Origin of the sequence: Ruminococcus sp. AF17-22AC (genome assembly GCF_003460065.1) — a bacterium.
Classification (GTDB): domain Bacteria; phylum Bacillota; class Clostridia; order Lachnospirales; family Lachnospiraceae; genus Blautia_A.
The window spans coordinates 404,425-426,776 of sequence record NZ_QRXT01000001.1 but is presented as its reverse complement, the minus strand read 5'-3'; the positions used below and the strand labels follow the sequence as shown (position 1 = coordinate 426,776).

18 protein-coding genes and 3 pseudogenes are annotated in these 22,352 nt (G+C 41.8%); 18 read left to right on the top strand and 3 right to left on the bottom strand.

All coding sequences use genetic code 11. The features are described 5' to 3' along the window. The first annotated feature begins 84 nt into the window (after positions 1 to 84). Together DWW86_RS02215 and DWW86_RS02210 are read left to right on the top strand one after the other, a co-directional pair. Positions 85 to 474, top strand: a complete 390-nt coding sequence (locus DWW86_RS02215) for a BlaI/MecI/CopY family transcriptional regulator (protein ID WP_059085781.1) — start codon at positions 85 to 87, stop codon at positions 472 to 474. Between the two features lie 6 nt (positions 475 to 480). After that, the gene (locus DWW86_RS02210) at positions 481 to 2,229 is read left to right on the top strand and encodes a M56 family metallopeptidase (protein WP_015542764.1); all 1,749 of its coding nucleotides are present in this window, start codon (positions 481 to 483) and stop codon (positions 2,227 to 2,229) included. A gap of 88 nt (positions 2,230 to 2,317) precedes the next feature. On the opposite strand, the gene DWW86_RS02205 is transcribed toward DWW86_RS02210, so the two are convergent. Then, positions 2,318 to 2,689, bottom strand: coding sequence for a hypothetical protein (locus DWW86_RS02205; protein WP_181985284.1), 372 nt, complete (start codon positions 2,687 to 2,689; stop codon positions 2,318 to 2,320). Between the two features lie 313 nt (positions 2,690 to 3,002). Here DWW86_RS02205 and DWW86_RS02200 point away from each other — a divergent pair, with 313 nt between their 5' ends. The 9 genes from DWW86_RS02200 to DWW86_RS02150 all read left to right on the top strand — a co-directional run bounded on the left by DWW86_RS02200 (position 3,003) and on the right by DWW86_RS02150 (position 12,588). Beyond that, entirely contained in the window at positions 3,003 to 4,451 is a 1,449-nt protein-coding gene (locus tag DWW86_RS02200) for a L,D-transpeptidase family protein (protein ID WP_117942131.1), read from the top strand. A 355-nt stretch (positions 4,452 to 4,806) separates the two neighbouring features. Next, positions 4,807 to 5,157, top strand: coding sequence for a DUF2116 family Zn-ribbon domain-containing protein (locus tag DWW86_RS02190; protein WP_092072149.1), 351 nt, complete (start codon positions 4,807 to 4,809; stop codon positions 5,155 to 5,157). A 63-nt stretch (positions 5,158 to 5,220) separates the two neighbouring features. After that, positions 5,221 to 5,472: a DUF6019 family protein gene (locus DWW86_RS02185; RefSeq protein ID WP_015542760.1), complete on the top strand. Its 252-nt coding sequence runs from the start codon at positions 5,221 to 5,223 to the stop codon at positions 5,470 to 5,472. Positions 5,473 to 5,505: 33 nt separating this feature from the next. Further along, entirely contained in the window at positions 5,506 to 6,222 is a 717-nt protein-coding gene (locus tag DWW86_RS02180; RefSeq protein ID WP_117593977.1) for an AAA family ATPase, read from the top strand. A gap of 69 nt (positions 6,223 to 6,291) precedes the next feature. Next, positions 6,292 to 7,086 carry a CPBP family intramembrane glutamic endopeptidase gene (locus DWW86_RS02175; RefSeq protein WP_117942130.1) on the top strand — a complete coding sequence of 265 codons (795 nt, stop codon included), beginning with the start codon at positions 6,292 to 6,294 and terminating at the stop codon, positions 7,084 to 7,086. Between the two features lie 170 nt (positions 7,087 to 7,256). Beyond that, a complete protein-coding gene (locus tag DWW86_RS02165; RefSeq protein WP_015525013.1) occupies positions 7,257 to 7,916 on the top strand; it encodes a response regulator transcription factor in 660 nt (219 codons plus the stop codon). A 2-nt stretch (positions 7,917 to 7,918) separates the two neighbouring features. Beyond that, on the top strand, positions 7,919 to 9,178 hold the full coding sequence (locus DWW86_RS02160; protein ID WP_117942129.1) for a sensor histidine kinase: 1,260 nt from the start codon (positions 7,919 to 7,921) through the stop codon (positions 9,176 to 9,178). A gap of 110 nt (positions 9,179 to 9,288) precedes the next feature. Then, entirely contained in the window at positions 9,289 to 10,671 is a 1,383-nt protein-coding gene (locus DWW86_RS02155) for a DUF6034 family protein (protein WP_117738846.1), read from the top strand. Positions 10,672 to 10,794: 123 nt separating this feature from the next. After that, positions 10,795 to 12,588, top strand: coding sequence for a DUF4209 domain-containing protein (locus DWW86_RS02150; RefSeq protein ID WP_117942128.1), 1,794 nt, complete (start codon positions 10,795 to 10,797; stop codon positions 12,586 to 12,588). A gap of 242 nt (positions 12,589 to 12,830) precedes the next feature. On the opposite strand, the gene DWW86_RS02145 is transcribed toward DWW86_RS02150, so the two are convergent. Continuing rightward, positions 12,831 to 13,103, bottom strand: coding sequence for a hypothetical protein (locus DWW86_RS02145; RefSeq protein ID WP_117942127.1), 273 nt, complete (start codon positions 13,101 to 13,103; stop codon positions 12,831 to 12,833). Between the two features lie 60 nt (positions 13,104 to 13,163). Here DWW86_RS02145 and DWW86_RS17520 point away from each other — a divergent pair. From DWW86_RS17520 to DWW86_RS17515, 3 pseudogenes are all read left to right on the top strand, one after another. Next, positions 13,164 to 13,774 (top strand): annotated as a pseudogene (locus tag DWW86_RS17520) (IS256 family transposase); the annotation flags it as partial. Between the two features lie 23 nt (positions 13,775 to 13,797). After that, positions 13,798 to 13,842 (top strand): annotated as a pseudogene (locus DWW86_RS17655) (hypothetical protein); the annotation flags it as partial. 37 nt (positions 13,843 to 13,879) lie between these two features. Then, positions 13,880 to 14,458 (top strand): annotated as a pseudogene (locus DWW86_RS17515) (IS256 family transposase); the annotation flags it as partial. A gap of 224 nt (positions 14,459 to 14,682) precedes the next feature. Here the strand turns inward: DWW86_RS17515 and DWW86_RS02135 are convergent. Continuing rightward, on the bottom strand, positions 14,683 to 15,189 hold the full coding sequence (locus DWW86_RS02135) for a hypothetical protein (protein ID WP_117942126.1): 507 nt from the start codon (positions 15,187 to 15,189) through the stop codon (positions 14,683 to 14,685). A gap of 237 nt (positions 15,190 to 15,426) precedes the next feature. On the opposite strand from DWW86_RS02135, the gene mutS reads away from it, so the two are divergent. Genes mutS through DWW86_RS02115 form a run of 4 tightly spaced genes read left to right on the top strand, consistent with a single transcriptional unit; the run spans position 15,427 to position 22,347 of the window. Continuing rightward, positions 15,427 to 18,060: a DNA mismatch repair protein MutS gene (gene mutS / locus DWW86_RS02130; protein ID WP_286187628.1), complete on the top strand. Its 2,634-nt coding sequence runs from the start codon at positions 15,427 to 15,429 to the stop codon at positions 18,058 to 18,060. A gap of 19 nt (positions 18,061 to 18,079) precedes the next feature. Then, positions 18,080 to 20,107, top strand: a complete 2,028-nt coding sequence (gene mutL, locus DWW86_RS02125; protein WP_117942125.1) for a DNA mismatch repair endonuclease MutL — start codon at positions 18,080 to 18,082, stop codon at positions 20,105 to 20,107. Positions 20,108 to 20,123: 16 nt separating this feature from the next. Beyond that, positions 20,124 to 21,068, top strand: coding sequence for a tRNA (adenosine(37)-N6)-dimethylallyltransferase MiaA (gene miaA, locus DWW86_RS02120; RefSeq protein ID WP_072521123.1), 945 nt, complete (start codon positions 20,124 to 20,126; stop codon positions 21,066 to 21,068). Between the two features lies 1 nt (position 21,069). Beyond that, entirely contained in the window at positions 21,070 to 22,347 is a 1,278-nt protein-coding gene (locus DWW86_RS02115; RefSeq protein WP_015542738.1) for a methionine gamma-lyase family protein, read from the top strand. Positions 22,348 to 22,352 lie beyond the last annotated feature (5 nt).

Sequence of the window (22,352 nt, the reverse complement as noted above, 5' to 3'; positions counted from 1 at the left end):
AAAGCCCTTGCCATTTCCGTGAACCGTGGTAAAATAGAGTTATTCCTACATTTGTAGAAAATATGTAACAGGAGGTATGAAAAAGTGAAAAAAACTTACCAGAGACTTCCGGAATCAGAGCTGGATATTATGCTCGTTCTTTGGAATAATACTCCGCCGATGACCAGACCGGAGATTGAGAAAGTGATCACTATGAAGAAAAAACTTGCATCAACAACAATTTTGTCATTGCTGACCAGATTGGAGAACAAAAATTTCGTGGAAGTGACGAAACAGGGAAAAATGAATCTGTATACACCCCTGGTTTCGCAGTCAGATTATCAGGCACATGAAAGCCAGAGTGTTCTTGAGAAACTTTATGGGAATTCACTAAAAAAGTTTGTAACTTCACTTTATCATGGAAAGAAGATCAGCTCGGAAGAAGTCCAGGATCTCAGTGAATTTCTTAAGAACCTGGAGGACAGGGAGGAATAGCGAATTATGGAGGTTTTCATTCTACACATTCTGAAACTGAATGTTATTGCAGCAGTAGTAATTTTACTGGTAAAAGTGCTTGCGACTCTGTTTAAAGGACGTGTATCAGCGAGATGGAAGTACCTTATCTGGCTGTTGATTACGATAAGCCTTTGTGTTCCGGTGCGCCTTCCGGCGAATCTGGCACTGGTGGATTTCAAAGTACTTAGAAGCAGTCAACAGAATACGCAAAGCCCGAAGATAACGGATTACGCAGTCAGACCAGAGGAAAGTCAGAAGATAACAGAAAACGTATCATCTGCGAGCAAAGACATGAAAAATCTGACAGAAATCCCGGAACAAAAGAGAACTGTCAGGTACGAATCAGATAAATGGCTGGGAATTGTGGCTTTGATTTTTGCTGCTGTCTGGCTGAGCGTAGCGGTACTTAAACTGACGGGAGAATTGCTGGCATATTATTTTTCTATAAGGAATCTGGAACGGATGAGTCTGCAGGTAAGTGATACGGTGAGTATTCAGATGTACCGTGCAGCGTGTCAAAAGAAGCACGTACGCAGAATACCGGAACTCAGGCAAAACGCAGGTCTTACCACACCGCTTCTTGCAGGACTTTTACATACAAAATTGTATCTACCAGCAACCGGGTATTCAGCAGAAGAAAGAAAACTTATCTTTTACCATGAACTTACACATTATTGCCATCGGGATCTCTGGTATAAGATGCTCCTTCGAATCTGTGCATCGATATACTGGTTCAATCCCTTTCTTCTTATCATGCTGAAAGAAGCGGATAAGGATATTGAGAATCTGTGTGATACAGCAGTTGTTCGCAGAGTTAATAAAAAGGAACATAAATTATATCGACAGCTGCTTCTCAGGACAGTAGCCATGGAAAATCAGATTCCATATGTGACAGCAAGTCTTAATGACAGCGAAATGGTGTTTAAAGATCGGATTCTGTATATGGTGAACATTCGGAAACTCCGCAAAGGAATTCTTCCGGGAATTCTTGTGACGCTGCTGCTTGCAGGCGGTAATCTGGTATTTAATGTCTCTGCCGGGACAGATACAGTTTCAGTAGAGACGGAGAAGTCTGGTATTGAAAAAAATGCAGATCCAGAGAAAAATAATGTACCGGATTATGCACCATTTTCTGAAATGGTAACTATGCAGAAAGCTGCTGAAACCCAGGACGAAGGAGGAGTGACAGAGAATACAGATACAGAGGATTCTGTAGACGAAGAGGAAAAAGCAGATGCGGAAACAAACGATGAACCTGCCATGGAAAACAGCGGACAGGTAAGTGAAACGACCGATGATGGAATTACCTCTGACAACAACGGGTCTGTTTCATCTTATGAAAATCTGCCAGCAGGCGTACCATATACCAGTGGATTCAGTACTACTTCCGGTGTAGCATCAATTGTAGCACCGGGTGGAGGAGATGAAGAATCCAGAGTTCTTTACGATAACGGAGATGGGACCTATTCTGATTATTATGGGAGCCGATACAGTTATCAGGGAGATGGAAACTGGGCAGATGCCAATGGAAATTCATATCGTACCTGGAATGACGAAGGTTATCATTTCGGAAACCAACTGGAACAGCATGAACTTCAGGGCAGTAACGGTACTGTTAATGTAATAGAAACAACAAACGGAGATTATTATTATTGTGACGCAGATGGGGTCGGATACACAGACAATGGTGACGGCACCTGGACGGATGAGAATGGGAACATCTATACAGAATAAAAGAAAGCGTTTTTCGAAACCAAAAGGAATCGAAAAACGCTTTTTTTATATATGACATATAAAAAATGGGATTATAAACGATGACACATTATTGGCGAATATCTAGCAGTCCCTTTTTTAGTATATGTTCAGAGAACTCATACGAAGCTCCGCCCCCAGTCACATTCAGATACAGATTTTTAAGGTCGCTTTCATTTACGATCCAGGCCATGTTCAGCTGCACACTTTCGCCTGGTTTTATAGAGGAAATGTAGTTTCCACCGTTGCCATAATTTTCAGAGATGCTATAATATACCATTCCTCCTGTCTTTGCCACGCCGGCCCAGCTAATGTAGTCATAGCCATCGCCGGCCTGTTCTGTTGGAATGTAAAGCTGTACTTTTCCATGAACCATCAACAGCATTAGACCCAAAGAACCGGAGACGGCTGATACGAATCCTGCAGAAGCTTCTGACAACAAAGATCATTGTAACCCATGATCTGGATCTGCTACTGGAAACCTGTGACCGGGTATTGGTTTTAAATCAAGGGAAATTGGTAGCGGATGGATCTGTGCGGGACATTTTATGGAACCGGAAACCCTTGGAAAAATACAACTTAGAGTTGCCGTTTTGCTTGGCAGGAGTTCCTGAACGTTTCTCAGAAAAAGCGCTTGAAAAGAAAATGTTTTTTCCAGCAGCCTTGGTTATTTTTTATTAAATCGGAGATATTAAAATCAGACGATTTAAAAAATTTGTCTGAATGCTGTTTATCGTTAAAAACAGGGGGCATGGATGGGAAAAAGAAAAGAGATAACCAGTAAGGATAATGGAAAGCAAAAAATGTGGATAATAATCACTGTCATCATAGTGTTCTTTGCTATGGCTGGCTATGCAGGAATGTCTTATTACTATTCAGACAGATTTTTTCGGGGAACAACGATCAATGGAATTAACTGTTCTGGAAAAACATCGGAAGAGGCAGAACAGGCGGTTGCAAAAAAAGCAGAGGATTATCTGCTGGAAGTAAAGGCAAGAAATCTGAAATCACAGAGTATCAATGGAAAATTGATCGGATATCGTTATGTTTCGGATGGCAGTATTTCCCAATATCTGGATGAACAAAAACCATATAAATGGGTTCAGGGATTTTGGGAGAAGCAAAATTATACAGCCAAGGAAAACATGATCTATGATAAAGTGAAGTTAAAAGAACAGCTGGAAAAACTGGAATGTGTAAAAAAAGAGAATCAGATAGCACCAGAAGATGCGTATGTAGCTTATAAAGATTCGAAGTTTGAAATCGTACCGGAAACAGAAGGGAATACTCTGGATTTCAATGGAGCCTATCAGGCACTGTCAGAAGCAGTTGCTGGCAAAAAAAGAACCATTGATCTGAATAGCTGTCCGGCTGTTTATGTAAAAGCGGCAGTAATGAAAGATGATTCAGATCTTAAAAATTCATTGGAAGAATGTCAAAATCTGATCCAGACCAAAATCGTGTACGTGTTTGGAGAAGAAACGGTAACATTGGATGGAGAGGAAATCAGAAACTGGCTGATTTTTGATGAGAGAGGACAGCTGCAAAAAAATGAGGATGAGCTGAGACAGTGTGTAGCAGAATATGTGGCACAGCTGGCTGCCACACATGATACAGTAAATACAGAGAGGGAATTTTGTACAACAAGCGGACGTACTGTTCAGGTGTATAGTTCTGTTTATGGATGGAAGATCGATCAGGAAAAAGAAATAGAAACCATTATGCAGGAAATGATTGCAGGAGTACAGATAAACCGGGAACCGGTGTACGCTATGCGGGCGAATGCACGGGGTATGAATGATATAGGCAACACGTATATTGAAGTAGACCTGTCTGCACAGCATTTATATTATTATCAGGATGGTTCTATCATTTTGGAATCGGATATTGTGTCAGGAGATATGCAGTATGTAGAACGGCAGACACCACCGGGAATTTTTCAATTGTATTACAAGAAAAGTCCATCTGTGCTGAAAGGAAAGATGTTGGAAAATGGGAAATATGAATATGAAAGACCAGTAACTTACTGGATGCCTTTTAATGGGGGGATTGGATTTCATGATGCTTCATGGCAGCCATACTTTGGAGGAAATCGTTTCCGGGAAGGTGGTGGATCCCATGGATGCATTAATCTTCCGGCAGACAAAGCGGCAGAACTTTATAATAGGATAGACGAAAGTGTGCCGATTGTCTGTTTTTATTAAAAATGGGCAGTATATATAGTTTTATATAGAGGTTTGTTTATAAAATGGAAGATCTTAAATGGTCTTCTGTTTTTTTATAATTATCAGCAATATTTTCATGGAAGAAAAGTGTGTATGTTCCGTCCAGATATGGAAAGAAGTCTTTGACCATTTTGACCGGTAAGCGAAAAAAATCGAGATAAATGAGATCTATTCGATTGATGAAGATGCAAAGGAACCCTTGCAGGAGAAGATCAAGAGGATGCTGGTTACAGAAGCAAAACGAATGGCAGTGTATTAAAATTAGGTGGATGTAATTGAGGAAAAAATATGATATCATGTTAGTGACAAAACGAAAATTATGGAGGAATAGAGTGTGAAAAAATGCAAATATTGTGGCAAAAAACTCAATGATAATTTTGAATTTTGTAACAGTAAATGTGAAAATTGTTATGAAAAGATGATGGATAAAGACAGCCATAAAATCAAGTATTTTACATTAGGCATTATTTTGGGATTCTTAGTTATGTTTTATGGCATTATTTCTAACAATAATGTCTTTATAATAGGAATTGGGATTGTAGTAATGGGTATAGATGTTGTTTTATTGCCATTTACAACTCCTGAAACAATTAATTTTCTAGGATATCAAAAGTCAAAATTCGCAGGAAGAATATCAGGCATATTGCTTATAGCAGTTGGAGTATGGATGTGTTTTATTCAATGATAAATTCCAGCCTGCAAAATTGAAAATAAATTGAAAGTCACGAAATCGGAGGAGTTAATGATTATGTGGAATGAATTAGGCTTAAGCGGGGGAACCGCAATTATTATTTTGATTGCGCTGTATTTCGTCATCAAATGGGCAGTGAAAAATGGAATCAAAGAAGCCTACAGTGCCATTACTGGAAAGAAAACGGAAGAAGATGTCAGAAACGAAAAAGAATTGAAAGAACTCGGATTTGAGTTAGAAGATAAATTCCAGTTGACCGAGCTACTTAGAGCGAATGATGCTTCTTGTCCAAAGAGCAAGAAAAGGTAGATTAGAAAGTGTTTTTTACAGGCAGGTGATTAGATGAATGATCAATTCTTACAAGGAGTATTATTCGATTGGAATAGAATTGATAACGATAGTTATTTAAAGAGAATTAAGGCTTTTAAAGGGATTGAAAAACTTGTTTTCAATAAACCAATTACCTTTTTTGTCGGAGAAAATGGCAGTGGTAAATCGACTTTATTGGAGGCACTTGCTGTAGCACATGGTTTTAATCCGGAGGGTGGAACAAAGAATTATGTTTTTTCTACGCATGATACACATTCAGAATTGTGTGATGCGATAAGAATTTCCAAAGGCTATCGGAAGGAAAAGTGGGGTTATTTTCTTAGGGCTGAAAGTTTTTATAATGTTGCAACGAAGGAAGAAGAATATGCGGATCTCACACATCCTTCCGCTAAATATCATGAAAAATCACATGGAGAGAGTTTTCTCGCATTGGCACAGAATAATCTGCGTCCAAATGGCTTGTATCTTTTTGACGAACCTGAAGCTGCATTATCCCCACAGAGACAGCTTACATTGTTGATGCAAATATATAGTTGTGCAAAAGAGGGAGCACAGTTTATTATAGTTACGCATTCGCCAATTTTGTTAGGAATACCTGATGCAGATATCTATTGTTTTGATGATGGACGAATACATTTATGCGAATATGAAGAAACAGAGAGCTATCGGATAACAGAAATGTTCATAAACAACAGGCAGATGCTGTTGGATAAATTGCTAACAGATTAGATAATAAAGGAATCGACGGATTCAAGTTTGTGAAATTAAGAAAATCTGGATTGTAGAGGAAAATATTACATGAAGAAATTAGTATTGGTATCATTAAAAACGTTTGCCTTTTTTGTAGGCTGGGCTATATGTGTTTCAATTTTGCCTATACCAGATACAAAAAGTGCGGCAGTCTGGAGATTTTGGGCAGAATTGATTCCATTATTGTCAGTTATTGGTTTTACAATTATTTTCTGGTTAATAGATAAAAGAAACATACGATTACATCTGACTGGAAAACCTGTTTATAATATCGTACTTGGGTGTATCACAGGAGCTATTTGGTTAGGAGTATCTGTTGTAATATTATCTTTAACAGGGGTCATACATATTAATGGCAGAAACCAAATTTCTATGCTTTGGTTATGGTTATTTTCAGCTTTTATCAATAGCGTTATGCAGGAAGTGTTAGTTCGTGGTTACTTATATCAGATGATAAAAAATAATTACAACATAGTTGTCGCTGTCCTTATATCTACCGGATTATTTACATTTGCACATGGTGGGGCTTTTGAGGCAGGAATACTTCCTGTACTAAATGTTATAACGATGAGTCTTTTCGTGACGGCAGTTTTGGAATACACGGAATCCTTAGTTGCTCCGATTGTAATCCATTTTTTATGGAATGGAGTTGGTGCAATTATTTTGGGTGGAGTATCATTAGCAGAAGATTATCCGCATTTGTTCAACATGGTAATTAGTGGAAATTCAATTTTGTCGGGTGGCAGCTGTAAAATTGAAGGTAGCATAGTTGTACTGTTTATGAACTTGATTTTAATGTTTGGATTCGTAATGGCAAAAAAGAAAAGGGACAAAAATCTATAATTTCAGTTTTATTGTACTTTTCTAATTCGAGACACACTGTGCCCTGAATTGAGCTGGTCACATTATCGTGCCCTGATGCGTATAAATGATGAGAAAACAAGAACAAATGCAATGTAGACTTGGGATATAAAAAACTATACTATAGAAAAGCGTTAGAGGTGGCAACGGGAATGAAAAATAAAATTTTGGTGATAGAAGATGACCGTGCAATTTCAGAATTGCTGTGCATGAACCTGGAGGCAGCAGGGTATGAGACTGTGGCAGCGTATGATGGGGAAGAAGCCCAGAGGCTGCTCTTATGGCAGGAGGACGCGGACCTGGCAGTAGTGGATATCATGCTGCCGGGAAAAGACGGGTTTGCATTGATGGAGGATTTTAAAAAGAAGGAGCTTCCGGTGCTCTACCTGACTGCAAAGGATGATGTGGCTTCCAAGGTGAAGGGATTAAAGCTGGGTGCGGAAGATTATATGGTAAAACCTTTTGAGATGCTGGAACTTCTGGTACGCATTGAGAAGGTGCTGGAGAGGACGGGACGGGCCAAGAAAGTCTTAACGGTCCGGAACATCCTGGTGGACATGCAAAGCCATCAGGTCTACAAAGACGGGCTTCCGGTAAGCCTAAAGCCAATGGAATATGACCTCTTTGTGCTGCTCCTGCAAAATAAGAACATTGCGCTTGGAAGGGAAGAACTGTTAAAACGGGTCTGGGGAGAAAACTACCTGGGAGAAAGCAGGACGGTGGATGTCCATATCGGACAGCTCAGAAAAAAGCTGGAACTTTATGATGAGATCAGGACGATCCCGAAACTTGGATACCGTCTGGAGGAATAAGGATGAAGCTGTGGAAACGAACGGTACTTCTTATGCTGGTAACGCTATTATGTGCCCTGATCCCAGTGGGAACGCTAAGTCTTTATATCACAGGAAAACGAAGCCTCAATAATGCTGCAGAGACCTACGGAAGACAGCTGGGAAATGGCAAGATACTCCTGGAACAATTTTGGGATAACAGCAAATATGAGCAGATGTCCGAGACTGGAAAGCAGGCTTATATGGGCTTTCAGTTCCAGCGATGCTGTGGGGAAGGCATGGCCCTGATCGACCGAAAAAGCAATGCCGTCATTGAAAACCTGACAGATTATAAAGTGGTGGGGCTCGAAAACTTAGGCTTAAAAGATGAAGGAGATCCGTATGCCTACAAGATACAGAAACTGGGACAGAAATACCTCCTTCTCCAGCTGGAACCATTATCCAGACCGGAAGGATACGAAGTCCTCTCTGTCCGGGAAGTCACAGGGCTTTTTGCAGAGCTGAGACAGACCGCTGTCTGGTTTTTGGGAATTTATCTGGCTGTGTTCCTGATCGCCGGCCTTTTTATTTATATGATGATGCGAAGAACTGTGGAACAGATGGAGAAGCTACAGGAAGTGGCAGAGAAACAGGAGCTGCTCATGGGGGCACTTTCCCATGAAATGCGTACCCCGTTAACGTCCATTATCGGGTATTCGGATACCCTGCGCCATGTAAAGCTGAAAGATGAACAGAAAGACCGGGCACTGGAACATATCAACCGGGAGGGAAAACGCCTGGAGGCTCTTTCTGGGAAGATGCTGCAGATGCTGGGGCTTTATCAGAACCATGCCATACAGATGGAAATGACCATGGCAGGTGACCTTTTAAACCATGTCATAGACATGGAAAAAGAACAGGCAGAAAAGAAAGCGGTGCACCTCAAGATGGAATGTGAAGCCTTTTCCATGAAAATAGATCCGGCCTTGATGGAAAGCCTTCTGATAAACCTGATCGACAATGCCCTAAAGGCTACGGATGCCGGTGGAAGCATTTGGGTAAAGGCTTATGAGAAAGCTGGAAAAAAGATCTTTGAGGTGTCGGATACCGGAATGGGGATCCCGGAGGAAGAACTGGGAAAGATCACAGATGCATTCTATATGGTGGACAAATCACGAAGCCGAAAAGAAGGCGGATCCGGACTTGGGCTGGCACTCTGTGTGAAGGTGGCTGAAATCCATGGCGGATGCTTGAAAATCGAAAGCAGACAGAGAGAGGGGACCACGGTAAGAGCCATCTTCTGATTTACAATTTGTTTACATCTTGATGAATACATCGGCAAAGCAATATGGTACTCTTTTCTCATAAGAAGAGGGTACCTTTTTTAATACCGAAAGGAAAGGATGGAAAAAGGATGAAGAAAATAAAAATGTTTATGGGAGCCGTTCTGTGTATGAATCTTTTGACATTATCCGGATGTGACCGTGTTGTCCAGTCTGCTGTTGTGGAAGAAAAGGATCAGACAGAACAGAAAAAAGAAGAGAAAAAGGAGACAGTTCAGAAAACCGTTGCCGAACAGGTACAGGCACCGGAAACATACCAGACAACGATCCAAGCAGATCTAAGATCAGCGGACCGGGAGGATAAAGAAACCCCGATGAATTTTACCCTGACAGCGGATGCACCGGTAAAAGTCCCGGATGTAGATGCAATCTGTTTAAAAAAAGTAAAAAGGGTGGCGATTCCTGAAGAAGAACAGAATAAAATAAAAGACACATTCGGAAAAGGACAGCCCATGCAGGAAGAGAAGAATGAGAACGAACAGGCGGGGACATATAAAGTAGATGGACTGACCTATCGGTATTCTTATACACAGAGTGAGCAGGTATCGGATGTGGAGGAACTCGGATTTGGGATAGCGAAGTTTATCTTTGACGATTGTGGAGACATGACCCTGGAATCGAGTGAGAAAAAAGAAAGGGAAGAACGCTTTCAAAATTATATAAAGGCAGGAAGCGGGAAAGTATCTGAAAAGGAAGCAAAGGAGAAGGTTTCAGGTCTTGTGTCCGGAAACTGGGAGATATTTGAAAGTTCCTCAAAAGCACTTACTGAAGGAAGCACTACCTTGGAAAAAGATGATTTCATTTTTGAACGGATGATAGACGGGGTTCCGGTTAATTATGTGAGGGAAACCTCTCTGCCTGTTAATGAGCAGGCTCTTGAATGGGAAAACGAAGATGGAACACTTCATGAAGGACAGTCTGAAGGATGGGAAAATGAAGTACTGACGATGGACTTTTGCAGTGGGACACTTCAGAGTTTTCTGCACCGAAATCCCATAGAAGCATCGAATGCTTCCGATGAAAGGTTGTTCCTACTTCCTTTTGATGAGGTCAAGGATATCTTTGAAAAAACGATCACTTTGCAGGTCATGACAGAAGACAAGAATCGTCTGATCTCTGTCGATGGAGGAAGCCACTACCGTTATCCGTCCATTGATGCACAGAGTGCGGAGATAACCATAACAAAGGTACAGCTAGGTTATATGTGCATGCCAGACAGTGAAGGCAGCGATACCGAAGCAGTCCTGATCCCGGTGTGGGATTTTTATGGAACCTGGACATCCAAAGAGCCAGAGTATGAGTACGGAAATGGGGATGATGGACCGGTCATAGGAGACGTGACGATGGATGATGCAGGTGTTCCACTCCTTACGATCGATGCACGGGATGGAAGCGTAATACAAAGGATTCAGGCTGGATGGGCGGCTTCTATGGGTTCCAAGGATATAAAATAGAGTGTGAATTTCAATTTCTAATCAATGATGACCGAAAGACCTGGATTTTCAGGTCTTTCTGCTTTACAGGAAAAAGAAAAATACGTTATACTTTTCCTATAGAAAAAGGTTGGAGGAATATGTATGGCAGAAAAAATGGCAGAACGGATCGCAGAGATTTTAAAAGAACCTAATTTTCAAACGGCAGAGAAAGCACTGACAGATTTCTGCGGACCGATGGATGGGGAATTCAGGAATCTTCTGGTGGATATTATTGTGGAACGATGGATTGATACGCCTAAAGACGTACCGTTTTCCTATGCCCGCAGCATTTGGAATCGGAAAGATATAAATAGAGAAGAGTATCAGGCATTGCTGGAGGAAATCCGAAGCTATCCCATCGCACCGATCAACAAGGCAAAGATATCGGATTTTTTATGGGTTGTGGAAAATGATTTTTCAAATGCTAAAATAGCAGAAACGGCTTATTACGAACACTTGAAGAACACCGGTGCATTTGCAGATCATATCATGGCTATAAACCGGATCTTGTTTATCTCTAAAAAAATCCGAAGCAAGGAAATCAATGAAGAGGTGCGAAAGAATCTGCTGATAAAAGTATTAGAAGAGTATGATAACAGCAGCCACGCAAAAATTGGATATTTGATAAAAACTGCCATGGAGGAAAAAGTGGATACAGGATATCTGATCCCTTATGTGGAAAATATCTTGAAAACTTACGATGATAATAGCTGTGATGCACCGCTCATTGGTAAGTTTTGTGATCTGTTGGAAGAACTCTATTGCAGAAAAAATAACTGGCAGAAGAAAAAGTGTATTACTGAACCTAAACTGATTGCGATACGAAGACGTAAGATTCAGGCTATCCGGATGGAGGCTGAATATGCCGGGGCCTCTTCCAAAGGAAATTTAATGAGAAAGATTCACTATTTGAAAGAGGTTATTCAGTTGTTAAAGACCATACAGGGTACGGAAGAAGAAAGAAAGGCACTGTTGCAGGAAATAGCACAGATAGAAGAAGCTTCCCTTTCGGAGATGATGGTATGGAGTGATAAACAGGATGCCAGCGGCATTGTAAAAGAACTGTTCCGCCAACTGGAAGATCTTGATAAAGAAGAGGCATTATGTTATTTTGCTTCATTTCTTCCGATTCCGGTAAGAGAAAAGGTAAAGAATCAAGTATTAAATAGGACTGGGATCCTGAACACGATATTTCCAGCGGCAATCCTTGGAAAAGGAGGAAAATTAATTGCTAAAAGCAGGCCTGTGAAAAAGCCTGATGGAACAATCGATGAAGGTGCGCTTAAGGATAATATGGAGCGGACAGCAGCCATGGAGATGGATTATTTTGCACAGATTCTGGTGAGAAATACGTTTGAATATATTCGTTCCAGATTTGTGATCGAAGAGAGTGATGTAAAAAAGATTGTAGATGTAAGTTGTGCGATTCCAGAGGGGAGAAAAGAATCGTATACCAAGGGTCTTATGTTTGGCTTTTCAGGAGATTTTTTGACGGCGCTAAGTATCCTGATTCCACAGATAGAAAATGCAGTAAGATATCTGGCAGTGGAATGTGGAGAACCTGTTTACAACATGAATGAAGAAGGGATTGAAGAAGTAAAACCAATGCACGCTGTCTTAGAATTGGAAGGAGTAAAAGAAAGCCTGGATGAAGACCTTATATTTGCTTTAAATACGATTTTCTGTTCAAAATTTGGATTTAACATGCGCAACAATGTGGCACATGGAATACTGGATGATCAGGCATTCCAGAGCTTTAAAGCTTTGTATATCTGGTGGTTTGCACTGAAATTTTGCTATCTATTCTGCGGAAAATTACAGGAGGAGAATAGAAGTAAAATAAATAAAAAGCTGAAACAGCTGATGGAGAAGAAAGATAATATGGATGAGAATTAATATAAAATGGTTGGACGGATGGTATGGTTTCCTTAAAAAGTGTTCGGAAGTATCTGGCAAGCATAGCGTTTGGATATCAAAACGCACTTTGGGGACGGCCTCAACCCCCGGAATGTGTAGCACTGAGAGTAAATCTATAAATATAATATGAATTATAAAAACACTCCAACTTATTAGTAGTCAGAGTGTTTTTATAAACATATATTTTTTTTATAAAAAATAGAGAGAAAGTATTTTGGTAGTTACGGATTTAAGAAAAACCAAAGTTCATGTCCTTGGCATACAATATATCGCTCCAGCCATTCATTAAAAGGAAGGTAAAAACGATCGGTGTCAGGAGCGGGATAACATAAATAATCCTCTCTACCGTCTAATACAGCTTGCAAATCCATGGTTATATCACCGATATCTTGCAGACAAAGAATGGGGAGATGATATGTGAATTCTGGATCAGATAAAATAGGTGTATTATTCCAAAAATCTTTTGGATTAAGAGCTTCTTGGGAGTATCCCAAAGTTTGTGTAAACCTCCAAACTGATGTAAGATAGAATTACTCAGTTTGGAGGTTTATTTTATGGCAAGAAAAAAGGATTCACCACAAAAAGCAGCGCTTAGAGAACTTATGGAAAACTACCTGAAAGAAAACAATGTAAAAGTAAAAGATGGAACAGATGTTAATTCCATTATGCGGGATATGATGTCTATCATTTTGGAAGGTGCCCTTGATCAGGAACTGGATGAAGAACTGGGATATTCCAAGTATGATTATCGAAATAAAGAAACCGATAATTCCAGGAATGGACATTCCCAGAAAACGTTACATACCAGTTACGGAGATATGGAGATTGATATTCCAAGGGATCGAAAGGTGACTTCGAACCACAGGTTGTAAAGAAGTATCAGAATTCGATTACGCAGGACATGGAAGAAAAGATCATTTCCATGTACGCAAAAGGAATGACTACTGCCGATATAGAAAGCCACATGCGTGAATTATACGATATTGAGATCTCCGACAGTACTGTCAGCCGGATCACTGATAAGATCCTGCCAATAGTAAAAGAATGGCAGGAAAGGCCATTAGAAAGTGTGTATGCTGTTGTATTTATGGATGCGATCCATTTCCATGCCCGTAATGAGGGGCGGATTGTAAAACGTGCTGTTTACATTGCGATTGGGATCGTGAAGCAGTATTTCCCCAGACCGAGATCCAGCAGTGCATAATCCATCAGATCAGGAATACCACGAAATTTGTTTCTTACAAAGAAATCAAACCACTTATGGCAGATCTTCTGGCTCTCCATCCTGAATGGCCTGAAAAACCGGGGCGTAGAAGATATATTGATTGCGTGTGTGGATGGACTGACCGGTTTTCTACAGGCAATTGAAGCAGTATTTCCCCAGACCGAGATCCAGCAGTGCATAATCCATCAGATCAGGAACACCACGAAATTTGTTTCTTACAAAGAGATCAAACCATTTATGGCAGATCTGAAGCGTGTATATGCAGCTCCTACAGAAGAAGTTGCATTGGCAGAACTGGACAGCTTTGACGAAAAATGGAGCGGGAAATACCCTAAGATTGCAAAGTCATGGAAAGATAACTGGGCAAATCTTTCAACGTATTTTAAGTATCCGGAAGCTGTCAGACGTCTGATCTATACCATGAACACGATTGAAGGATTTAACCGCCAGCTCCGGAAAGTCACCAAATCCAAGACGGTATTTCCATCCGATGACAGTCTCTTGAAAATGCTGTATCTGGCCATGATAGATATCACCAAGAAATGGACGGGACACCGTCAGGATTGGGGACAGATCCATTCTCAGCTGGAAATTTTCTTCGAAGAAAGATTGGAAAGGTTATAAGCAGAATGCATGCTAGGCAGGGCTGGCACAGCCAGTCCTGCTTGACATGCCCTAAAACTGCATTATAATACAAACAAGGACAGAACCCTGAAAAACGGGTTCTGTCCTCGATAACTAATGACATATTTTATATCAGTTTTTTCTGTTTACACAAAACTTGAAACGCTCTCAAAAGAAAGGCTTTGAGTAGTTTGAACTGCTCATCACCTTTCTTTTTGTTGTTTTTAATAGTTGCTATCCTGGGTAACAATATCAAATGATGCACTATCTGTATTATCAGAAGACCCCTCTTCGCTGGTATCGTCGGAGTAATCACCATTATCCTGCGAAGAATCATAATCGTTATTGTCATCTGGAGTGTCACCGTTGTTGTCATCGGATGGATAGTCAATCTGGTCTGACGAGTCGTAGCTTCCATCTTCGGCAGTCCCTTCGTCCGCAACGTCGCTGCTTGTCGTATCGTCAGAAGAATATGTTCCCGGATTATATGTGGTCTGATCGGAAGCTGCGGTATCATCTGTGGAATCAGAAGTGTCGTCATAATTATAATTGCTTTCCTCTGTGTAGATGTTGAATCCAGCATCCGTATCCTGACTGGAGCGGAGCGCTTCCGCTTCGGCAGCTGTTTCCGGAGCTTCTTTGACGATGGCTTTTGCTTTGGCAGCAACGGCGGCATCCTTTGGAACAACTGCATAAACTGCAAACATGGTGCAGGAAAAGATAAGGGCCATGAGTGCGATATGAACTTCGTCTCAGTATCTCATAAAAACTACCTCTTTTATGTGGAATAATCATTTGATATAAGTATAACATGACTTTCTCTGTTTTTGTAAAGAAAATTCTACCAGTGGAGGATTTTTCTCAAGATCTTGAAAACAGTCATCTTGCAACGAACCTTTAAACATGATATTATAATTAATTGACTATGAGTGATAATAAAGCAAACAATAGAGGAGAATTATAAAACGATGGCAATGTCACCGATGATGCAGGAATACTGCAAAACAAAGGAAAAATATAAGGATTGTGTGCTTTTTTACAGGCTGGGTGACTTTTATGAAATGTTCTTTGATGATGCGCTTCTTGTATCTAAAGAACTGGAACTGACACTGACCGGAAAGGACTGCGGACTGGAAGAACGTGCGCCGATGTGCGGGATTCCGTTTCATGCATCCGAAGTGTATATCAAACGCCTGATCGAAAAAGGGCATAAGGTTGCAATCTGTGAACAGGTCGAGGACCCGAAGAAAGCAAAGGGACTTGTAAAGCGTGAAGTTATCCGTGTGGTAACACCGGGAACAACGCTGGATGCCACATCACTGGATGAATCCAAAAACAACTATCTGATGTCGATCGTTTCACTCGAAGACCATTTTGGCTGTGCCATTGCAGATATTACGACTGGTGACTGTTTCCTCACTGAGGTAGACAGACCACAGAAACTGCTTGACGAGATCAACAAATTCGTTCCGGCAGAAATTATCTGTAATGACGCCTTTTTTATGAGCGGAGTTGATACAGAAGATTTAAAAGAACGCCTGAGAATCTGCATTTTTCCGCTGGATAACTGGTATTTTGATGATAGCCTCTGCCAGCGTACTCTGAAAGAACATTTTCATGTAAATACACTGGAAGGACTGGGACTGCAGGATTATGACAGCGGCGTGATCGCAGCAGGTGCTTTGTTCCAGTATCTCAACGAGACGCAAAAAACAGCGCTGTCACATATGGCAACGATCCACCCGTATACCGCAGATAAATTTATGCTGATCGACAGTTCTACAAGACGAAATCTTGAACTTGTAGAAACACTTCGCGAAAAACAGAAACGTGGATCTCTTCTGTGGGTTCTGGATAAGACAAAGACTGCGATGGGCGCCCGTACACTGCGTGGTTATGTAGAGCAGCCACTGATCGATGCCCAGGAGATCAACCGGAGGCTGGCAGCAGTTGAGGAACTGACACAAAAACCGATGCTCCGCGAAGAAATCAGAGAATACTTAAATCCTGTCTATGATCTTGAGCGACTGGTCAGCCGTATCAGCTATCAGTCCGCAAATCCGAGAGATATGGTTTCTTTTGCATCTTCGCTTGAAATGCTTCCGTTTATTCGTCAGATCCTGAAAGATTTCGAAGCGCCTGTCCTGAAGCAGATCTATGAAGATATGGATCCGCTGGAAGATGTGACGGATCTGATCAAACGTGCGATTGTAGAAGATCCGCCGCTTGCACAGAAAGACGGAGGTATCATTCGGGAGGGCTTTAATGCAGATGTTGATAAATACCGTCGTTCCCGTACAGACGGCAAGAAATGGCTGGCGGAACTTGAAGCAAGAGAAAAAGAACGTACCGGTATCAAGAACCTCAAGATCAAATATAATCGTGTATTCGGCTATTCTCTGGAAGTGACTAATTCATTCAAAGACCAGGTTCCGGACAACTATGTCCGTAAACAGACCCTGGCAAATGCAGAACGTTATATTACACAGGAACTGAAAGACCTGGAAGATCTGATCCTTGGTGCGGAAGACCGTCTCTATGCCCTGGAATATGAACTGTTTGCAGATGTAAGAGAAAAGGTCGGTCAGGAAGTTGTACGTATCCAGAAGACTGCAAAAGCAGTTGCGGCACTCGATGTATTTGCTTCACTTGCACTTGTGGCAGAACGCAACAATTTCGTGAAACCAAAGATCAACGAAAATGGTGTCCTTGACATCAAAGGCGGACGCCATCCGGTCGTTGAGCAGATGATTGAAAATGACATGTTCATTGCGAACGATACATATCTGGACAACCAGAAAAAGCGTGTTTCTGTCATTACGGGACCGAATATGGCTGGTAAATCTACTTACATGCGCCAGACGGCACTGATCGTTCTGATGGCACAGATCGGAAGCTTTGTTCCGGCAGAAAAAGCAAATATCGGTATCGTGGATCGTATCTTTACCCGTGTGGGTGCGTCTGATGATCTTGCAAGCGGTCAGAGTACTTTTATGGTAGAGATGACAGAGGTTGCAAATATTCTCCGTAATGCTACTGCAAAGAGCCTTCTGATCCTCGATGAGATCGGACGTGGTACAAGTACATTTGACGGACTTGCCATCGCCTGGGCAGTGATCGAACATATCAGCAATACAAAGCTTTGCGGCGCGAAGACTCTTTTTGCGACACACTATCACGAACTGACCGAGCTGGAAGGTAAGATTTCGGGAGTGAATAATTACTGTATTGCAGTCAAAGAAAAGGGCGATGATATTGTTTTTCTTCGAAAGATTGTCAAAGGCGGTGCTGACAAGAGTTATGGTATTCAGGTTGCCAAGCTGGCAGGTGTTCCGGATTCTGTTATCAGCCGCGCAAAAGAGCTGGTAGAGGAACTGAGCGACGCAGACATTACAGCTGCTGTTAAGGATCTGACCGCTCCGAAGAAAAAGCAGAAAATCATGTATGATCAGGTAGACATGGCACAGATGTCACTTTTTGACACCGTGCAGGACAATGATATCGTAGATGAAATCCGTGATCTTGATATGACACATCTGACACCGATGGAAGCTATGAATATTTTATATAATTTACAGAACAAGATCAAAAATCGCTGGTAAAAGGGCAGGGTGAGGTGCTTTGAAAAAAATCGCAGTTTTAGATCAGAATACAATTGACAAGATTGCTGCCGGAGAGGTAGTGGAGCGTCCGTCTTCGGTTGTAAAAGAACTGGTAGAGAATGCCATAGATGCCGGCGCAACGGCTGTGACTGTGGAGATCACAGATGGCGGAAAAAAGCTGATCCGTATCACAGATAATGGATCCGGAATGGAATCTGAGCAGATCCCGCTTGCATTTTTGCGTCATGCGACAAGTAAAATTGAAAAGGTCGAAGATCTGGAGCACATTGCATCGCTGGGCTTCCGCGGGGAGGCACTTTCCAGTATTGCAGCTGTTTCGCAGGTAGAACTGATCACAAAGACTCCTTCAGATATCAGCGGTTCCCGTTATGTGATTGAAGGTGGGAAGGAAATTGCGCTGGAAGAGCTCGGTGCGCCGGAAGGAACGACGTTTCTTGTGCGAAATCTTTTTTATAATACACCGGCGAGGAGTAAATTCCTGAAATCAGATATGACAGAAGCAAATTATATCCATACACTGATGGAACAGCTTGCCCTGTCCCACCCGGAGATTTCGTTTAAATATATTCAGAACAAACAGGTCAAACTGCATACATCCGGAAATTACAGTGTGAAAGATGTAATATACAGCGTGTATGGCAGGGAAATTGCAAAAGCTCTTCTGGATGTAAACTATGAAAATTCTTTTATGAAAGTAGAAGGATTTGTAGGAAAACCGGAGATCGCCAGAGGAAACCGCAGTTTTGAGAATTATTATATCAATGGCCGTTATGTAAAAAACAATATCATCACAAAGGCTATTGAAAATGCTTACAGAGGCTTTCTGATGCAGCATAAATTTCCATTTGTTTCGCTGCGCATGGAGATGGAGGGAAATGATCTCGATGTCAACGTACACCCGGCGAAAAGAGAGGTACGCTTTGCCAGAGAACAGGAAGTTTATGATGCAGTATATGATATGGTACGCAGTGCACTGACCAGAAGGGAAATGATACCGAAAGTATCTGTAGACAGTACTCCTGCAAGAACAGAAACAAAAGAAGAAAAAATCACCCGTGCTGCGGTACCGGAACCGTTTGAAACGAAACGCCGTGAAGAAATGTACCCGAACACGGTGAGAAAGCCAGAAGTACAGGCAAGTTTAAATCCAAAGCCGGAAACAAGGGATGGCTTAAACGCAAGAACGGAAATACGAAAACCTCTTTCACAGAGTACCCCATCCAAAACACTTGTCCGTGAACCGGCAGCAGAATACAGACCTGCATTCTCTAAGGCAGAGGAAGAAATGTTCAGTGGTACACTTCGTGAAAACCAGAAACTGGATGAAGAGAAGAAGCTGACAGAATTAAAGTCGACAGAGTTAAAGCCGACAGAAGAGCCGGAAAAGAAACAGGCGCCTCCGCAGCAGCTGGAGCTTTTTGAAGAGAAACTTCTTGCACCGGAATCCAGAAGCCGTATCCGCGTGATTGGACAGATTTTTGATACTTACTGGCTGGTGCAGTTTGAAGATAATTTTTATATCATCGATCAGCACGCGGCACACGAAAAAGTATATTACGAGCGTATGGTGAAACAGTTCCGTGAACATTCCATCGATTCGCAGTATCTGAGTCCGCCGATGATCGTTACTTTAAGTATGCAGGAAGAAGAAGTACTGAATTCAAATAAAGACTATTTTGAACAATTCGGTTTTGAAATTGAGAATTTCGGTGGCCGTGAGTATCGGATCAGCGCTGTTCCGTCGAACCTTTATGGATTGACAGAAGAAGATCTGTTTCTGGAAATGCTTGACAATCTTTCCGGAAATAACAGCAGAGATGCTTTGGATATTTTTGCATCAAAACTCGCGACTATGGCATGCAAAGCAGCAGTAAAAGGCAATCATGCGATGTCTTTTGAAGAAGCGGAAAAGCTGATCGACGAGCTTCTGACACTGGATAATCCGTATCATTGTCCGCACGGACGTCCGACAATCATTGCGATGACGCGCACAGAACTGGAAAAGAAATTTAAAAGAATTGTATAAAAATACAGGAGCAGTTATGAAAAGACCTTTAATTGTCCTTACCGGACCGACGGCAGTGGGAAAAACAAGCCTGTCTATTTCACTTGCAAAGGCGGTGAACGGGGAAATTATTTCTGCGGATTCCATGCAGGTATATAAAAGAATGGATATCGGCTCGGCAAAGATCCGTAAGGAAGAAATGCAGGGCGTGGAGCATTATCTGGTGGATGTACTTGAACCGGAAGAGGAATTTCATATTGTGAAGTTTCAGGAGATGGCAAAAGCTGCCATGGAAGAAATCTATGCAAAAGGAAAAGTACCGATTCTTGTCGGCGGAACTGGATTTTATATTCAGGCAGTAACAAGAGATATTGATTTTACAGAGGCGCAGCAGGAAAATACCTACCGTGCCGAACTGGAAAAGCTGGCAGAAGAAAAAGGTGCCGAGTATCTTCATGAGCGTCTTCGCGAGGTCGATCCGGCGAGTGCAGAGTCGATTCATGCCAATAATGTCAAACGTGTGATCAGGGCACTGGAATTTTATCATCAGAACGGAACACCGATTTCTGAACATAATGAAGAACAGAAAAAACAGGTAAGCCCATATAATCTTGCCTATTTTGTGCTGAATGCTCCACGTGAAATTTTATATGAGAGAATTGACAGGCGCGTGGATCAGATGCTGGAAGAAGGTCTGGTAAAAGAAGTCGAAGAGCTTAAGCGAGAAGGCTGCCATCGTGGAATGGTTTCCATGCAGGGACTTGGTTATAAGGAAATCCTTGCGTATCTGGAAGGAGAATATCCGCTGGAAGAAGCAGTGCGCATTCTGAAACGCGACACCAGACATTTTGCGAAGCGGCAGCTTACCTGGTTCCGAAGAGAGTCTGATGTGATCTGGGTAGATAAAGAGAAATTTGACTGGGATGAAAAAGAAATCCTGAAATATATGAAACACATTTGTGAGGAAAGGAAGATCGTTTAGTATGAAAGAACTTTATGAACAGCTTGGGATTTCTTCTCAGGTATATGATTTTGGGGCAGAGATCGAAGAATCTCTGAAGGAACGTTTTGAGCAGTTTGATAAAACAGCAGAATACAATCAGCTTAAAGTGCTGATGGCAATGCAGAAAAATAAAGTAAGCGCAGAGTGTTTTCAGTCTTCTTCCGGTTATGGATATGATGATTTTGGAAGAGATACCCTGGAGAAAGTCTATGCGGACACCTTCCATACAGAAGCCTGTCTGATCCGTTCACAGATTACCTGTGGTACACATGCACTTGCAATTGCACTTTTTGGAAATCTCCGTCCGGGTGATGAACTTCTTGCACCGGCAGGAAAACCATATGATACTCTGGAAGAGGTAATTGGAATCCGTCCGTCCAGAGGTTCTCTTGCAGAATATGGTGTAACCTACAGACAGGTTGATCTGAAAGAAGACGGAACATTCGATTATGATGCGATTCGTGCAGCTATCAATGAAAAAACAAAACTTGTCGAAATTCAGCGTTCAAAAGGTTATCAGACAAGACCGTCATATTCTGTAAAACAGATTGGAGAACTGATCTCTTTTGTCAAGAGTATCAAGCCGGATGTGATCTGTATGGTTGACAACTGCTACGGAGAATTTGTAGATACAGTAGAACCGAGTGATGTAGGTGCAGACATGATCGTTGGTTCTCTGATCAAAAATCCGGGAGGCGGACTTGCACCGATCGGTGGTTATATTGCAGGAACAAAAGAATGCGTGGAAAATGCAGCAACACGTATGACCTGTCCTGGACTTGGCATGGAAGTCGGAGCATCTCTTGGTGTAAATCGCTCTTTCTATCAGGGATTTTTCCTTGCGCCAATGGTGACGAAGGGCGCGTTAAAGGGTGCTGTGTTTGCAGCAAATATTTATGAAAAACTTGGTTTCCCGGTTGTTCCGAACGGAAGTGAACCACGTCAGGATATCATTCAGGCAGTGACTTTGGGTACGCCGGAAGGGCTGATTGCATTCTGCAAGGGCATTCAGGCAGCGGCACCGGTAGACAGCTATGTAGATCCGGAACCGTGGGATATGCCGGGATATGACAGTCAGGTAATCATGGCGGCAGGTGCTTTTGTGCAGGGATCTTCAATCGAACTTTCTGCAGACGGTCCGGTCAAACCGCCATATGCAGTTTATTTCCAGGGCGGACTCACATGGGAACATGCAAAACTCGGTGTACTGATGTCTTTACAGAAACTTGTTGACGCAAAGATTGTGACACTTCCCTGATCAGG

What these genes read in the sequence shown, in the direction of transcription:
- DWW86_RS02210 (WP_015542764.1), top strand. Translation starts at nt 481, where the DNA reads ATGGAGGTTTTCATTCTACACATTCTGAAACTGAATGTTATTGCAGCA.
- DWW86_RS02200 (WP_117942131.1), top strand. Translation starts at nt 3,003, where the DNA reads ATGGGAAAAAGAAAAGAGATAACCAGTAAGGATAATGGAAAGCAAAAA.
- DWW86_RS02185 (WP_015542760.1), top strand. Translation starts at nt 5,221, where the DNA reads ATGTGGAATGAATTAGGCTTAAGCGGGGGAACCGCAATTATTATTTTG.
- DWW86_RS02180 (WP_117593977.1), top strand. Translation starts at nt 5,506, where the DNA reads ATGAATGATCAATTCTTACAAGGAGTATTATTCGATTGGAATAGAATT.
- DWW86_RS02175 (WP_117942130.1), top strand. Translation starts at nt 6,292, where the DNA reads ATGAAGAAATTAGTATTGGTATCATTAAAAACGTTTGCCTTTTTTGTA.
- DWW86_RS02165 (WP_015525013.1), top strand. Translation starts at nt 7,257, where the DNA reads ATGAAAAATAAAATTTTGGTGATAGAAGATGACCGTGCAATTTCAGAA.
- DWW86_RS02160 (WP_117942129.1), top strand. Translation starts at nt 7,919, where the DNA reads ATGAAGCTGTGGAAACGAACGGTACTTCTTATGCTGGTAACGCTATTA.
- DWW86_RS02155 (WP_117738846.1), top strand. Translation starts at nt 9,289, where the DNA reads ATGAAGAAAATAAAAATGTTTATGGGAGCCGTTCTGTGTATGAATCTT.
- DWW86_RS02150 (WP_117942128.1), top strand. Translation starts at nt 10,795, where the DNA reads ATGGCAGAAAAAATGGCAGAACGGATCGCAGAGATTTTAAAAGAACCT.
- DWW86_RS02135 (WP_117942126.1), bottom strand. Translation starts at nt 15,189, where the DNA reads ATGGCCCTTATCTTTTCCTGCACCATGTTTGCAGTTTATGCAGTTGTT.
- mutS (WP_286187628.1), top strand. Translation starts at nt 15,427, where the DNA reads ATGGCAATGTCACCGATGATGCAGGAATACTGCAAAACAAAGGAAAAA.
- miaA (WP_072521123.1), top strand. Translation starts at nt 20,124, where the DNA reads ATGAAAAGACCTTTAATTGTCCTTACCGGACCGACGGCAGTGGGAAAA.
- DWW86_RS02115 (WP_015542738.1), top strand. Translation starts at nt 21,070, where the DNA reads ATGAAAGAACTTTATGAACAGCTTGGGATTTCTTCTCAGGTATATGAT.